At 40.7% G+C, this 14,531-nt stretch carries 13 protein-coding genes; 3 read left to right on the plus strand and 10 right to left on the minus strand.

Annotation, left to right across the window (positions count from 1 at the left end):
- Position 1: 1 nt before the first annotated feature.
- Genes COJ96_RS00270 through COJ96_RS00280 form a run of 3 tightly spaced genes read right to left on the minus strand, consistent with a single transcriptional unit; the run spans position 2 to position 2,011 of the window.
- Entirely contained in the window at positions 2-754 is a 753-nt protein-coding gene (locus COJ96_RS00270) for a hypothetical protein (protein ID WP_180229931.1), read from the minus strand.
- Positions 732-1,634 (minus strand): ATP-binding cassette domain-containing protein, encoded by a 903-nt coding sequence (locus COJ96_RS00275; protein ID WP_098571002.1) that lies wholly within the window; start codon positions 1,632-1,634, stop codon positions 732-734. Before COJ96_RS00275 ends, COJ96_RS00270 begins: the two co-directional genes overlap by 23 nt.
- Positions 1,631-2,011, minus strand: coding sequence for a GntR family transcriptional regulator (locus tag COJ96_RS00280; protein ID WP_098571003.1), 381 nt, complete (start codon positions 2,009-2,011; stop codon positions 1,631-1,633). The genes COJ96_RS00275 and COJ96_RS00280 overlap by 4 nt, the downstream gene beginning before the upstream one ends.
- 276 nt (positions 2,012-2,287) lie before the next feature.
- Between COJ96_RS00280 and COJ96_RS00285 the strand changes: the two genes are divergently transcribed.
- A complete protein-coding gene (locus COJ96_RS00285) occupies positions 2,288-3,490 on the plus strand; it encodes an MFS transporter (RefSeq protein WP_098571004.1) in 1,203 nt (400 codons plus the stop codon).
- 123 nt (positions 3,491-3,613) lie between these two features.
- Here COJ96_RS00285 and COJ96_RS00290 read toward each other — a convergent pair whose 3' ends face one another.
- From COJ96_RS00290 to COJ96_RS00305, 4 genes are read right to left on the minus strand one after another with little or no spacing between them, the layout of a single operon-like run.
- On the minus strand, positions 3,614-4,609 hold the full coding sequence (locus tag COJ96_RS00290; protein WP_098571005.1) for an NAD(P)/FAD-dependent oxidoreductase: 996 nt from the start codon (positions 4,607-4,609) through the stop codon (positions 3,614-3,616).
- A gap of 18 nt (positions 4,610-4,627) precedes the next feature.
- Positions 4,628-5,452, minus strand: a complete 825-nt coding sequence (locus COJ96_RS00295) for an ABC transporter ATP-binding protein (protein WP_098571006.1) — start codon at positions 5,450-5,452, stop codon at positions 4,628-4,630.
- 18 nt (positions 5,453-5,470) lie between these two features.
- Complete coding sequence (locus COJ96_RS00300) at positions 5,471-6,490, minus strand: FecCD family ABC transporter permease (protein ID WP_098571007.1); 1,020 nt, start codon at positions 6,488-6,490, stop codon at positions 5,471-5,473.
- Positions 6,490-7,446: a FecCD family ABC transporter permease gene (locus COJ96_RS00305; protein ID WP_098571099.1), complete on the minus strand. Its 957-nt coding sequence runs from the start codon at positions 7,444-7,446 to the stop codon at positions 6,490-6,492. Before COJ96_RS00305 ends, COJ96_RS00300 begins: the two co-directional genes overlap by 1 nt.
- A gap of 375 nt (positions 7,447-7,821) precedes the next feature.
- Here COJ96_RS00305 and COJ96_RS00310 point away from each other — a divergent pair, with 375 nt between their 5' ends.
- Positions 7,822-8,769 carry an iron-hydroxamate ABC transporter substrate-binding protein gene (locus COJ96_RS00310; protein WP_098571008.1) on the plus strand — a complete coding sequence of 316 codons (948 nt, stop codon included), beginning with the start codon at positions 7,822-7,824 and terminating at the stop codon, positions 8,767-8,769.
- 216 nt (positions 8,770-8,985) lie between these two features.
- On the opposite strand, the gene COJ96_RS00315 is transcribed toward COJ96_RS00310, so the two are convergent.
- From COJ96_RS00315 to COJ96_RS00325, 3 genes are all read right to left on the minus strand, one after another.
- On the minus strand, positions 8,986-9,582 hold the full coding sequence (locus tag COJ96_RS00315) for a biotin transporter BioY (RefSeq protein WP_098571009.1): 597 nt from the start codon (positions 9,580-9,582) through the stop codon (positions 8,986-8,988).
- Positions 9,583-9,767: 185 nt separating this feature from the next.
- Positions 9,768-10,298 carry a GDYXXLXY domain-containing protein gene (locus COJ96_RS00320; protein ID WP_180229932.1) on the minus strand — a complete coding sequence of 177 codons (531 nt, stop codon included), beginning with the start codon at positions 10,296-10,298 and terminating at the stop codon, positions 9,768-9,770.
- Entirely contained in the window at positions 10,291-11,367 is a 1,077-nt protein-coding gene (locus tag COJ96_RS00325; RefSeq protein WP_098571011.1) for a DUF2157 domain-containing protein, read from the minus strand. The genes COJ96_RS00320 and COJ96_RS00325 overlap by 8 nt, the downstream gene beginning before the upstream one ends.
- A 650-nt stretch (positions 11,368-12,017) precedes the next feature.
- Between COJ96_RS00325 and COJ96_RS00330 the strand changes: the two genes are divergently transcribed.
- Positions 12,018-14,426 (plus strand): M14 family metallopeptidase, encoded by a 2,409-nt coding sequence (locus COJ96_RS00330; RefSeq protein WP_218936489.1) that lies wholly within the window; start codon positions 12,018-12,020, stop codon positions 14,424-14,426.
- Positions 14,427-14,531 lie beyond the last annotated feature (105 nt).

Here is a 14,531-nt window from a genome sequence, read left to right on the forward strand (position 1 = left end):
GTTATTGTTTAACCTCCAATCGGGTTGACAATACAAGGGCACTGGCAAAGACCAGCGTGCAACTAATAATGATTTTGGTCATAAATAATAGGATAGAAGATTCTGTAAAGATAAATCCGAAGAAGTTGCTCACGATCCTTGTATTCCCGCTAACCCCGCCAAGAAACAGGGCACCGAAAAATAACGCCGGCACTAGGACAACGAATACTTTATGAATCTGGACAAGCGTTCCGATCAAATATCCGAGCGCACAAAATAGGAAAATATAAAGGCTTGTTGTGCAGATGCCTAATATAAATTCATTAAGTGAACCCGCTGGACTTGTACTAGCAACCATAAGTTGACGATCAAAGATATACATTATCACCTTCAGTAAATTGGGTGACAGCATGGCTGTCAGCCCGCCAATGATGCTTGCTGTCAGCAAAAACAGTATATTAGAAAGGTTATGGCTTAGTCGGTTAGTGACAAAGGTGAAGTCATCATTCCGATACGCTTTTGTCGTAATGATGATCGCTATGATAAACCCCCATAGCATGGTGAAGAAAGCCACCAAATCAGCCGAATAATAATGAACCTCCACCTCAAGTGTTTCACTGCTTGATCCCGACATGCCCACGCCGTTTAGTGAAAAAAGGATTGCCAGCAGTTGGAGAAAAACAAGGTTCCAAAATACCTGAACATAGGCTTTCAGTTTATAGGAATATTGTTTTTTCACAATAGAAGTTAGACTAACCGTGGTTAAAGACATCATCAATTCCCCCTTCGGTTTTACTAGTTAGATAGACACACAAGTCACTAGCAGAAACTGGTGAAAGCTCAATCCCAGCGATACGAGCCCTCTGTACTTCTTGCCCAGAAAACTGATTCCTCACGACAACATACGATTGGTCAAGACCGATGGACTTTGTGTGAATGATTTCTTTATCTACTGTCCATTCATTGATGATAGCTGTCTTTCCTTGCATTCCAATCGACCACTCCTTAAAGTCTTCTGACAGGAGATGAAGATGCTCTTTTCCTTCTTTAATTAAAAGGATATCTTCAAGTAAATCCTCAACTTCATTTAAATGATGGCTTGAAATAATAATAGAGCGTGGATAGGAGATATAGTCTTTGAGCATAGCACGGTAAAAATCATGTCTGACTCCTGCATCCATCCCTGTGGTCGGTTCATCAAAAAGTGTTAATGGGCACCGGGCAGACAATCCTAAGATGCTATTGAAGGTACTTTTCATTCCCTTTGAGAGGTCTTGATAATAATGTGATGGGTTAAAAGAGAAATAGTCAAAAAGACGATTAGCTAACTCTGAATTCCAATTTTCATAAAAGTTTGCCGCGACAACTAGGATTTCCTTAAGATTTAATGCTGCAGGCAGATTCATTTGGTCATGAATAAAGATAATGTTGGCCGAAACCATTAGATTATTAAATGGCTTTTCGGAGAACACCTTTATCTCGCCAGATGTCTCCTTTAGATGGCCTGCAATGATTTTTAGCAGTGTTGTTTTCCCTGATCCATTTCTTCCAATCAGACCGGTAATTTTATTTTCTTCGATACTAAATGACAGGTTATTTAATGCCTTATTTCTTCCGTACTTTTTGGTCAACCCATTGCATGTAATAACACTCATTTCTCTTCCCCCCCTAAGTCTGCCGCTTTAATCATTTCAATTAATTCTCCATTACTTACGCTTAATCGTTCCGCTTCAAGAACAATTTCCTGAACTAACTTTTTTAACGTTTCATTCTTCCGTTTGGTCAGGATCATTTCTTTGGCAGCGCTGGTTACAAACATGCCCAAACCGCGTTTTTTATAAAGGATATTTTCATCAGCTAATATGTTGAGCCCTTTTGCAGCGGTCGCTGGATTAATATTAAAGATTTCTGCCAGTTGGTATTGAGAGTATATCTTTTGATCACTTTCAAAATTACCATTCAGAATCTCACGCTCAAGCCACTCCGATATCTGTAGATAAATCGGCTTCGTCCCATCCAAATTAAGATTCAAGCTATCACCCCTCTCCCAACATAGTGCATTAGTGTTGTAATGTAGTATATAATAATTAGAAATAAAAAACAATGGGCTAATTACCAATATTTTCATTTAGTGTAATCATTTGGTGTCATCGTTTGGTGTCATCGTTTAGTGTCATCGTTTGGTGTCAGGCACCATAAAAAGACATTTGTCTATGAGTGGTGCCTGACACCCTTTTCTGTTACTATTTTTGATAGTATTATATTTTCAGATTGTTCGATTTGAGTAGAGGATTGAGGGAAACTGCGTATGTTACGGAATAAGAATGTTTGGATTTTGTTGACAGGGGAATTTATTGCGGGGCTTGGTTTGTGGCTCGGTGTGATTGGTAATTTGGAATTTATGCAAGAGAAGCTCCCATCAGACTTCTTAAAATCGCTTCTTCTTGCTGCAGGCTTGCTTGCCGGGGTTGCGTTTGGCCCCTATGCAGGCAGACTTACCGACCAAGTAAGTAAGAAAACGGTTATGCTTCTGGCAGGATTTGTAAGGGCTGTCAGTGTTGTCTTCATGTTAATTGCGATTGCAACAGGTTCGATCTGGTGGATGGTTGTGTTTCTTGTCTTGCTGCAAATTTCTGCAGCATTTTATTTTCCAGCACTACAAGCAGCCCTGCCACTTATCGTGTCCGAAAAGGATTTGCTTCAACTAAACGGTATCCATATGAATGTTTCAACACTTTCCCGTATTATCGGCACAGCGGTAGCTGGAATTTTGTTGGTTATTCTGCCTTTATCGATGCTTTATGTTGGTTCTCTCGTAGCGTATATTGGTTTATTTATCCTAACTTGGTTCTTAAATATTGATGAATCAAAGGATCTTTTGATAGCAAAGAATAGCCGCACTGAAAAAACAAGCTTTAAAGACGTTTTTCCAATTATTAAAGGTCTGCCAATTGTCTTGATGACGCTTATCATGACTCTCGTCCCCGTCCTCTTTCTTGGTGGATTTAACCTTGTGGTTATTAACATTAGTGAACTCCAAGACAGTTCAGCCATAAAAGGCTGGATTTACACAACAGAGGGAATCTCTTTTATGCTTGGCGCTTTTCTCATTAAGTTGATAAGCGGCCGGACATCCCCCTACATTATCTTATTTGCCTGTTCGTTTTTGATTGGGGGTTCCCAGCTGCTTCTCTATTTAGCTGATGTACCGGTATTATCTGTCGTGGCTTTTGCCTTTTTTGGATTTTCTGTCGGCTGTTTTTTCCCGACAGCTGCGACCATTTTTCAAACAAAGATACCAAAGGAGTTCCATGGCCGCTTTTTTTCATTTAGAAACATGCTAGACCGTGTTACCTTTCAGATTGTCCTGCTCATTAGCGGCTTTCTCCTAGACCTAATCGGCCTTAAGCTTATGTGCGTACTGTTCGGCGGCATATCTATAATCATGACCACACTCTTTTATACCAGGCATAAATACCTTCAAAGCCGCCCAGTCAAACAAAACACATAACAACAAACAGGCAACATCCGACATATTGGATGTTGCCTGCTTATAGCTAAACGTCCTCCCTGGGGGGACAAATGTCCACAAGCGGTGCCTGACACCACTAATGACTCCACTTATATCAGCCGTTTAAAAATGGGTGGTGGAATAGATGGGCTTTAGTTCTTTTTCGGGTTCTATGTATGCTTTCGCGCTATTGACGGCGGTGGGGCCTTCGGAGAATCCGCCCGCTATCAGGTGTAGTTTGTTTTGGTAGTTTGCGACGTCTCCAGCTGCAAAAATACCCTCGATATTGGTTTGCATCCTACTGTCCACCTTGATGTTTCCGTATTCGAATTCTAATCCCCATCCCTTGATAGGGCCTAGGTCAATACAGAAGCCATGATTGACGAGAACTTCGTCCACGTCAATGATCTGAGTGTTGTTTGTTTCAATATCCTTTACGGTAACACTCTCAATTCGACCGTCCTCCCCATGTAACGCATCCAAAACATGCGGTGTCAAGATGGTCGCAGTTGATTTCCGCAAGTTACTGATGTTTCTCTCAAGTCCAGAAAACTCATGCCTTCGATGCACCACGGTAATATGACGTGCAATCGGGAGCAGCTCGTTCGCCCAATCAACAGCCGAATTACCACCACCAGAAATAAGCACATGTTTGTCTTTGTAGTCATTGAGCTTTTCGACTGCATAACGCAGGTTACGTCCTTCATATTGATCAGCATGTTCTACGTCAAGTTTGGCACTTTTTAATGTACCGAATCCAGTCGCTAAGATAATAGACCTGGTATGGTGTTTCTCACCATTGTGACTTGTTAAGAGGAACGTCCCATCTGCTAACCTTTCTAACCCGACTACTTGTTGATTTAAAACAATTGTCGGATCAAAGGTTTGCGCCTGTTCTACTAGCTGTTTAATTAAGTTTTCTCCTGAAACAGCCGGTATCCCGCCAATATCGCGGATCACCTTTTCTGGATAGAAGTAGGAAACCTTTCCCCCTAAGTATGGGAGAAACTCAATTATTTTTGTTTCCATCTCTCTCATTCCACAATAAAAAGCGGTAAATAAGCCAACTGGGCCACCACCGATAATGGTAACATCGTATAATTTCATTTCATCCCCCATCCCATCTATCCCATTTCACTAGAAATTCATGATTTTTCGATTGTCTAACTCCGGCGCTTTTTCAATTAAATCATAGCAAAGACAGACTGGTTTCTTCGTCCGTGGATCTTTAACAATTTCAGCATCGATTTGAAAGACCATTTTTAATACATCAGGTGTCATGACTTCGTCTGCGGTTCCCTCTTTGATAATTGTTCCCTTACTTAATGCAACCATATGATGGGAAAACCGTGACGCATGGTTCAAATCGTGAATGACCATTACAATTGTCCGGCTTTGTTCCTTATTTAATTTTTCTAGCAGCTGTAAAATCTCTAGCTGGTGCGCCATATCAAGGTAAGTGGTTGGCTCATCAAGCAGCAAGAGATCCGTTTCTTGGGCAATGGCCATGGCGATCCAAGCGCGCTGCCGCTGGCCGCCGGAAAGAGCATCAACTGGATGGTCAGCAAATTGACCAAGTCCGGTAACCTCTAGCGCCCATTCAATCACCTGTCTGTCGTTATCTGTTAGTCTGCCAAAGCCACTTTGATGTGGGGATCGTCCAAATGAAATCAATTCATAGACTGTTAATCCATTGGGTGCCTCGGGGCTTTGCGGAAGAACAGCCATTTTCCTAGCGATTTCTTTTGTTGGGACCTTGTGAATCATCTTTCCATCTAAATAGACGATTCCAGATTTGGCTGCATGGACACGTGCTAATGTTTTTAATATGGTAGATTTCCCACAGCCATTGGCGCCAATAATCGTGGTAATCTCCCCTTTTTTTATGTGTAAATTCAAGTTTTCAACGATTATCTTGTCTCCATAACCAATCTGAAGATTCTCGGTAGAAAGTGAAACCACAATCCGTTCCCCCTTTTTTTATTTGGCTTTCATAAGTAAGAAAATAAAATATGGTGCACTAAATATTGCCACTACAATTCCAACCGGTATTTGGGTTGGGGCAAGCAGGTTTTTGCCTATGGTGTCTGCCAATAAAAGCACAAACGACCCTAAAACGGCAGTAAGCGGCAAAAATAACTGGTGCTTTGGCCCAATTAATCGTTTCGCAATATGCGGAGCAACTAAGCCTAGAAAAGCAATTCCTCCCCCAGCCGCGACACTAAATCCTGCTAGCGCCACTGCTGCTAGAAGCAAGATTCTTCTTTCTTTTTCTACATGAATGCCTAAGCCCGTCGCGACCTGGTCACCTAAATTCATAATATTTAGGATGTGTCCTTTATATAAAGAAAAAGGAATAAGCAGCAAAATTAACGGAGCGAGAATGGCGACAAATTTCCAATTCGTTCCCCAAATATCACCAGAAAGCCAGACAGCTGCCTGCATGAAGTCTTGTGGATTCATTTTGAGCTGAAAAATTACAATGGCAGCACCAAATCCTGAATTCACACCAATTCCGACTAAAATTAACCGAACGGGATCAATTCCCTTTTTCCATGCCAATACGTAAATTAGAAAAGCCGCAAGTACGGCTCCTGCTAAGGCGAACAATGGCATTAAGAAAATGCCGAGTGTGCTCACACTGTTCATAGAGCCTTGAAAAAAGTAGATAAATAAGATGACCATGAATCCGGCTCCTGTATTTATCCCTAATATTCCAGGATCCGCCAGTTCATTTTTGGTCACACCTTGTAAAATAGCGCCAGAGACTGCTAGTCCTGCTCCAATTAATAGAGCCAAAACCATTCTTGGTAACCTAAAATCAATTAAAACGAGTTGGTCACGGGCCGTTCCCTGCCCCATTAATGTCTTGAAAACATCGATGGGTGCAATCCGTACGACTCCAAGGTTTAAACTTATGATAAAAGTGATAATAGTTAAGATAAATAAAAGACTAATTAGGACGATAAATTTTTTCTGTTTTGCTTTCGATTGATTCATTACAGCCCTCTCCTTTCCCCACGAGCCAGGTATAAAAAGAAAGGAACACCGATGATTGCCGTTACAGCTCCTACAGGTGTTTCAAACGGGGCATTCACCATTCTTGCTGCAATATCAGCAAGAACGAGTAACAATCCTCCAAGTACAGCGGAAATTGGAATAATCCAACGGTAATCTGAACCTATAATGAATCGGGTAATGTGTGGAATCACCAGTCCGATAAAACCTATAGCACCGGCTATCGATACAGCAGCACCGGTTAGTATTAATACAACAATCACGCCAAGTGATTTTACTAAAAGTGTATTTTGTCCAAGCCCTTTAGAAACTTCTTCTCCTAGGCTTAGGATGGTGATTGATCTTGAGATATAAAGGGCGAGTAATAATCCAAATCCTCCTGTGATCAATAGAATCTTAACGGATTCCCAAGTAACCGTTGTTAATCCTCCTGCATACCAAAAGCTCATGTCCTTTGCCACTTGTGTATGGAGAGCAATGGCGCTTGAGAATGCACTTAGCATCGAACCCACTGCCACCCCGGCCAGGGCGAGTTTTACTGGGGTCAATCCTCCCTTTGAAAAAGCTCCAATCGTAAAAACGAGGATTACGCCAAGACCTGCCCCTACAAAGGATGAAAAGGTCAACCCCATCATTGTCGCGGTTGGAATAAAGGCAAGGGTGATGACCAATGCAAAAGCTGCCCCATCTGTCACACCCATGATGGAAGGAGAGGCGAGAGGATTACGTGTTAAACCTTGCATTACCGCACCCGAAACAGCAAGGAATGCCCCAACTAATACAGCACCGATCGCTCTTGGCATCCGAATTTCTTGAATAATTTGATGTGTGGTCATGTCAGGATTAAAATGGAAGACAGCCTCCCAAACAGTAGCCATTTTTATATCCGCTGCACCGTAAGCAATAGATAATCCCATTGAAATTAGGATTAGTATCATTCCGGCGATTAATACGAAGGTCCCTTTAATGGATGTTCTTAAACTTTTATGATGAAGAGCTAACGAATCGCCTTCGTGCTGCTTTGCTTTTCCAGTCAAAAACTAACACCTCTATCTGATAAAAAACGAAAAATTGGGTATATTATTAAATCGGTAATAAAAATAGCAAAAGAATTGATAATCATTATCATTAAGTATAGAGAGTAACCACTTATTTTTCAATACGTTTACAGTATAAAAGCAACTCCCAGATTTATCCTTCAAACATTTTTCACAAATTTACCTATATTAAAGAGGTTTGTTGATTGACACTTCAAATGAAAATGATTATCATTACCATTATAATAGGTATTCACGATCATAGGAGGTTTATTCATGCTTAAAAAGCGCTTTTATTTATCTTTTACGCTATTACTGATGTTAATTTTGGTAAGTGCTTGCAGTAATTCTGATAATACAAAAACAGAAAAGACTACAGAAAAGGGAAATGCAGAGGTGACATTAACGGATGCGAAGGGTGAAGTGACAATCCCTGCTAATCCAAAACGAATCATCGCTCCTTATTTAGAGGATTCACTCGTGGCATTAGGGGTAAGACCTGCTGCACAATGGTCAATAGGTGATACGGTCTTAGATTATTTACAGCCAGAGTTAAAGGAAGTGCCCAAAATCGGCTGGGATCTCCCTCTAGAACAAGTAATCAACTACAACCCAGATTTAATTATCTTCAGTTCTCCAAATGCCATTCAAAAAGGACAATATGAAGAGTATAAAAAAATCGCTCCTACCTACGTTTATAAGGACGAAGTATATGCTGATTGGCGTAAACAACTGACCCAAATGGGTGAAATCTTAAGTAAACAGAAAGAAGCAAAAGAGGCTTTAGCCAATTACGATACGAAAGTAGCAGATGCGAAAACAAAAGTTCATGATGCTATTGGCGATGAATCAGCAGCTATTCTTTGGGTTATGGCCGATAAGTTTTATTTAATGGAAAACAATCGTTTCAGTGCCAATGTCCTTTATGGGGATTTAGGCATTAAACAACCTGCATTCGTTGAAAGTCTTGGCGGAGCTGCTATCCAGTGGGATCCAATTGCTCTGGAAAAATTACCAGAAATCAAAGCAGACCACATCTTCCTTCTCAGCAAAAAAGGCGAAGCTGGGTTAGATATTTTAGCAAAAAGCTCCATCTGGAACGGCCTTGATGCCGTAAAAAATGGACATGTATATGAAATGAATGACCCTAGCAACTGGACTATCAACGGTCTAAAAGCAAGTGAAAAAACAATTGATGAAGTAGTAAATGCCCTTAAAAAGTAATAGTCAAAATGCCAGAAAGGCGTCATCCAATGTTAGGATGACGCCTTTTACCTATTATCAATCCTCCAATATATTAAGCTTCATCAATGACAACGGAACGAAAATCCAAATCCAAAGCAGCTGAAATTTAACCCTGAGTATTTCAGCGGGTGTCAGGCACCACAAAAATACAAACGTCCACACTTGGTGGACGTTTGTGAATTGGGCCAATGCATCTTAGGAAACACGCTTTAAATGTTTAAATTGCCCTTTGGATAGTACTGATTTTTCGAGCCGGTGAGCCATGATTCCTGCTAAGACTGCTAAGATGATGTCCTTTGGCAGAGGCACTATCATCCATAACCAAGCCATTTTGTAAGTAAATCCTTCTGGTGCAGCTGCCCACAGCTTGTAGGCAAAATACATCCAATTGGTACCGAAGAGGTAGTTCACAGCCATTCCGATTAGGGACGCAATAATAAAGGCTGGCACAGTTTTCTTCTTTTCAACGATTTTACCAATAATAAACGCTGTGAAAATATACGATAAAATAAAGCCGAAGGTGGGACTGAAAAATGTGGAAGGTCCTGCACCAAATCTAGAAAAAACAGGAACGCCCACAAGTCCTACTAGCATATAAACAATCATAGCTATTGATCCTAAGCGGCTCCCCAAAATAGCACCTGCTAAAATAGCAAAGAAAGTTTGCAGTGTAATTGGAACTCCGCCCACCACCATAAAGGGGACCAAAGAGGTGATGTTAGCCCCTATTGCCATAAGCGCCACAAACATTCCCACTAGCGTTAAATCCAACGCTCTTAATTTACGATTCATACTCCCACCCCAATAAATTGTTATAACTTTAAAATAAAGGGTGACGCCCTATATTGTCAACTGCTTTTAATTTAAGGTTAACAATAAAAAGTGTCAGGCACCAAAGAGGCTCACTATCCTCTCCACGCGGACAAAATGTTAGATTTGTCCACGCATGGTGCCTGACACCCACTTCCAACACTTATTTACTTCGTTGTAATATCCTTCAGGATGGCGTAGCCATTGTTTACTTTTAGGTTTGCTAGTATTTCTCCTTTTGCTGAGGCTTTTTCCCATTCTGTGCCTGTGTTGTCCTCAAGGTAGTAGTTATCCAAACCGTATCGGATAATGGCAATTTCTTGGCCTTGGTTGTCTTTATCGATATAGCTGATCGTTCCATTGAGGAATTCTCCCTTATTCGGTTTAGTAAGGGTGACTTTAATAGGTGTGTGGACCCCATTCTTTTTCTTCATTAGAACGTATACCTCAAACTCTCCACCACGGTCCTGCAATCTTGTGAGCACTGATTGTTCCAACAATTTTATCGGCACCTCTTCTGCTTCATACCTTAGAGTCACATAATCGCCTCTAAATACATCAGATGGATCCAATGGTTTCGTTTGAAGAATCATTTCTTCGCCCGTTAACAGGGTATAAAGGGGCTTGACGCACATGCCTAATAGAATGAGCACAGGCACGCAACACGCTAATACTAACTGTTTTGCCCGCTTATTCATGCACATTCACCCCTTTTTTCCTTTGTTTTTCAAAATAAAAGCCGAAACCTAGCAACAGGATTCCTCCGATGATAAAGACAAACGATTTTGGTAAAAACTCAAGGGATAAATCAAGGTAAAAACGGAAAATCATTACGCAGAGTATAATGATACTGAGCAGGCTTCCTCTATTGATTAAATACAATACATAAATCAGGTAGAGGATAGAAAAAGGAATATACAGCCAATCGAGCGGCCAGCTATCTTCAAAGGATAACAACAGTGCGGCCGCACCATGGACGAGGTATCCTAATACAACGTAAGTATCTTTAACTTTCCCTTTCGAAAGGACAAGTGCGACTCCAATGATCAAATAGATTAGACCGTACACGTAGGCAAAATCATCATAATTATCATACGGATTGATAAAGTAACTAATAATCGTGCCGATAAGTGCCAGCGACAGTAAGCCATTGACAAAACCAGTCAACTTTGAAAAACCTATTTTTTCATTAAGTATATATATTGCAGCAATCCACAGCAGTGTCCAATAAGGAATATTTATACCTTGAAGATATTGCCCATCAAGCATGTATTTGAGGACGAAAAGGGAAGATGCTAGAAGAATCCATTTATCCCGCAGTACCCAAGACAATGGCAAGATCCCCAGCGACCACCATAAAAAGGCATTTTGAGAATTGGTTCCGAGATGAAACATTTGCTCGACAAGAAAAATCCCCGCACCAAATACCAGACAGCCTAAATAATAAAGGCTCCTTGACGTCTTTGGAAAGTTCTTCTCCATTTTATACCCCGTAAGATTACAGGCTGCAAACAAAACGATGATTAAAAGAAGTTTCACCGTTCTTCCTATTTCATCCCAATTGCTTGCGATAAAACTGAGCACACCAGCTCCAATTAAAACCGTTCCAACATACAAAAGTGTTTTCGTAAATGAAAGTTTTTGAACCTCGTAAATTTCTTCTATCTCATGGGCCATGCTTGCTGGCAGAATCTCTGAATCTTCTAGGTACTTAAGCTCACGCTTTAAAAAATTCAACTCATTTTGTTTTATAATACGCTTCGTCAACCATCCCACCCCTTTTCGTATCTACTTTTTATAATTGCTCCCCTACAGCTATTTCCAAACAATTTCTATACAATTAAGTTTATTCGACAAGTAGTATTTATATCCTTTTAAAAAATAGTGCTCGACTTGTGACACAAGAAAGTCCTTGTTTATTGGTGAATCAATAAGGCATTGCTATAATTCCTATCGTTCGATAATAAACAGTCCGGATTAAATTTAAAGTATGGTTGTTTTTTTATAAAGTCTAGTATAGTTCTTTATATAGTTTAAATATTTACATTTATGTAAAATTCCTTATGAATCGCCAAAAAAGTATCTCCAAAAACTTATAAGATACGACAACATTAGACAGGATATTAAATCATTATAAAGAGGGATTTTGTCATAATAGTATTATGCGATAGTTCACTTATACTCATAGGCCCCCCTAAAATCGACAGTTTTCTCCTTGACCTAAAACTTTTTTAATGGATAAATTTTCCTAAATAATTAATCTACTAATATAACATTCAATTCTTCGAACAACGAAATTTTTGTAGGACGAATTTTGGATACGACTTAGGCATTTCGACAAGGTATTCTGAAAATTAACTTTAATATTGGCTTGTATCATCAAAATTTAGTTATGAATCAGGAGGCGTCGTAATTCCGTGAAAAAGAGACAAAAATGGAAAAAGAATTTAATGGTCATGACTGCCATGACCGGATTAGGCTTTTCGGTATTTTATCCAGACTTTAGTACACCGACCAGCGCAGTTGGACAACCCGATCTACCGCTGCCAAAGGAGGAATCCTTCTTAATTGTTCAATTAGAGGTTCCTAATCAGAATGCAAAGGATAAACTATTGGAGCTTGGCATTGACCTCACTCACCGTGCCAGTGAAAACAACGGAATTTTTGAAGTGGATGCAGTAGTCACACCCACAGAGATTGCCATGTTAAAAACATTCGGAATAAAGGTGAAAGACACACTGGTCACAGAAAAACAGTGGAAGACCAGAGTTGCGGAGAGAGAAGCCGCTTTACAACAAGAGACAAACTTGACGGCTGCTGAAGATTCACTTAAAATCCTTCGCGCCAATCACTACACAAACCAATCTGAAACCTTCCTCTATATCGAGGCGAAATCAACTGCAGGTGCTTCAGCCAGCACCGCATTAACAGCCACTTGGACAGAGAACGGCGTTGAAAAGTCGGCCACACTTTCCAGAAAGGTAGATGCTGGTGAATACTTATATCACTATCTTGAAGTACCCGTAAGCACGATTCCAGCCTCTGTAAAGTTAGAAAGCAGCCTTGGCGGAACCGCTTCAAGTGCAGTTACAGAATGGCTTGGTAAGGACAAGCCTGGGAATCCGCAAACACACTATGTTAAAGATTTTGTTGACCATTATATGGATCCAACTGAATTATATGAACGAGCTGAAAATCTAGCAAAAGAGTTCCCTGATTTAGTAGATATTATTGAAATGCCTAATAAAACAAATGGATACAGACGCCTTGCACAAGCCCAAATCGGCAGCACTCAGGAAAACTATGTTGTCGTTACATCCAAAGCATGGGGCCATGAAGGCGGTAATGATATTTCAGTTGAATTCAAGAACCCCGGAAGTAATGATTCGTCCTTAAAAATTAATGTCGAAGGGAAGAAAGTTCTCGTCGATTTAGCAACTAACTCTTCTGGTCAGATTATTAGTACAGCAAAACAAGTGGTGGATGCGATAAATGCTGATTCTTCTGCAAGTGCACTCATCACCGCGAATACATATCGCGGCAACGCTGGGACAGGAACAGTTTCATCCGCTACTGTGAAATTAACGGACGGTTTAAAAGCACCAGCAAATATTTCTCGTGATCCTTTTACAGTAAAAGCGATTCGTATCGGGAAACATCGTGACGGCTCCAAGCCAGGAGTATTGGGTTATGCTCAAGAACACGCTCGAGAATGGGTTACACCACTCGTTACAATCGAAACAGCCGAGCGGTTACTCCGTAACTACGCTCACGATGGCGAAACAAAAAAGCTTGTAGATAATTTGGATATTTTCCTAGTGCCGTCTACCAATCCCGACGGTGCACATTACACATTCTATGATTACAATATGCAGCGAAAAAATATGACCAATTATTGTGGGCCTGCGCAATCGGACCCTAACAATCGTAACAATTGGGGAGTCGATATTAACCGTAACCATTCTGTCGGGTCTGCTTTTGATGGATTTATTGGTGCATCTACAACAAATTGCACTAGCGGAACCTATGCAGGCCCTGCGGAAACCTCCGAACCAGAAGCTAAAAACATAGTTTGGTTAGCCGATGAAAATCCTAACATTAAATTTGCCATGAATATTCATAGCTATGGGGGTTACTTTATGTGGTCACCTGGTGCCTACGATGCAAATCGTACCACGCTGCCACGTCCAACTGCCGGTGAGGAAGCCTTCTACTGGGCCGCTTCCGATACGATTCTAAACGATATTCAGGATTATCGAGGTACAGTTATTCTACCGAGCCGTACGGGCCCAGTTCCAGATGTTCTTTACTCTGCAGCAGGAAATTCCGCTGACTACCTATGGTATGAAAAAGGGATCTATGCTTGGGATTTCGAAGTAGGAGCAGATTTATGGGATAAGGAAACACAAAAGTGGAAACCAGTTGGCTTCCAGCCATCTTTTGAAGAAGGTCACGAAGAAGCCATGGAATTTGCCAACGGTTTAATAGGTATGTTTAAAGTAGCTTACAATCAGTCGAAAGATCATCAGCGTCCAACTTCCAAAGTTGTACCCGGCGGCGGGAAATTCACTGGACCAGTAGATGTTACCTTCGAGACTAGTGAGCCTGCAACTATTTATTACACCCTTGACGGCAGACGCCCTACTTTTGAATCTGCTAAAATTAATTTAAGCGGAGTTCGTGAAGATGCCGAAGCTCTAAAAATTGCAAAAACGACAACCTTGAAATGGTTCTCTGTGGACGCAGCAGGAAACATTGAGAAGAATTATAACCCAATCAGTAAAGATAAGAGTAACTATAATTCTGCTACAATTACAATCAAGTAATTTAGGAATGGGCTGACCTTTTGGGGTCAGCTCTTTTTTATTTGTCTTAGGATCAAGTACAACAAAAAGGCCTGGTTCATTTCCTTGAACCAGGCCTTCGCTTAG

Origin of the sequence: Bacillus sp. AFS073361 (assembly GCF_002567005.1) — a bacterium.
GTDB lineage: Bacteria > Bacillota > Bacilli > Bacillales > Cytobacillaceae > Neobacillus.

Excerpts from the sequence above, each read along its gene's own strand:
- COJ96_RS00270 (WP_180229931.1), bottom strand. The coding sequence starts at position 754 with ATGATGTCTTTAACCACGGTTAGTCTAACTTCTATTGTGAAAAAACAA.
- COJ96_RS00275 (WP_098571002.1), bottom strand. The coding sequence starts at position 1,634 with ATGAGTGTTATTACATGCAATGGGTTGACCAAAAAGTACGGAAGAAAT.
- COJ96_RS00285 (WP_098571004.1), top strand. The coding sequence starts at position 2,288 with ATGTTACGGAATAAGAATGTTTGGATTTTGTTGACAGGGGAATTTATT.
- COJ96_RS00290 (WP_098571005.1), bottom strand. The coding sequence starts at position 4,609 with ATGGGGGATGAAATGAAATTATACGATGTTACCATTATCGGTGGTGGC.
- COJ96_RS00300 (WP_098571007.1), bottom strand. The coding sequence starts at position 6,490 with ATGAATCAATCGAAAGCAAAACAGAAAAAATTTATCGTCCTAATTAGT.
- COJ96_RS00305 (WP_098571099.1), bottom strand. The coding sequence starts at position 7,446 with ATGATACTAATCCTAATTTCAATGGGATTATCTATTGCTTACGGTGCA.
- COJ96_RS00310 (WP_098571008.1), top strand. The coding sequence starts at position 7,822 with ATGCTTAAAAAGCGCTTTTATTTATCTTTTACGCTATTACTGATGTTA.
- COJ96_RS00315 (WP_098571009.1), bottom strand. The coding sequence starts at position 9,582 with ATGAATCGTAAATTAAGAGCGTTGGATTTAACGCTAGTGGGAATGTTT.
- COJ96_RS00320 (WP_180229932.1), bottom strand. The coding sequence starts at position 10,298 with ATGAATAAGCGGGCAAAACAGTTAGTATTAGCGTGTTGCGTGCCTGTG.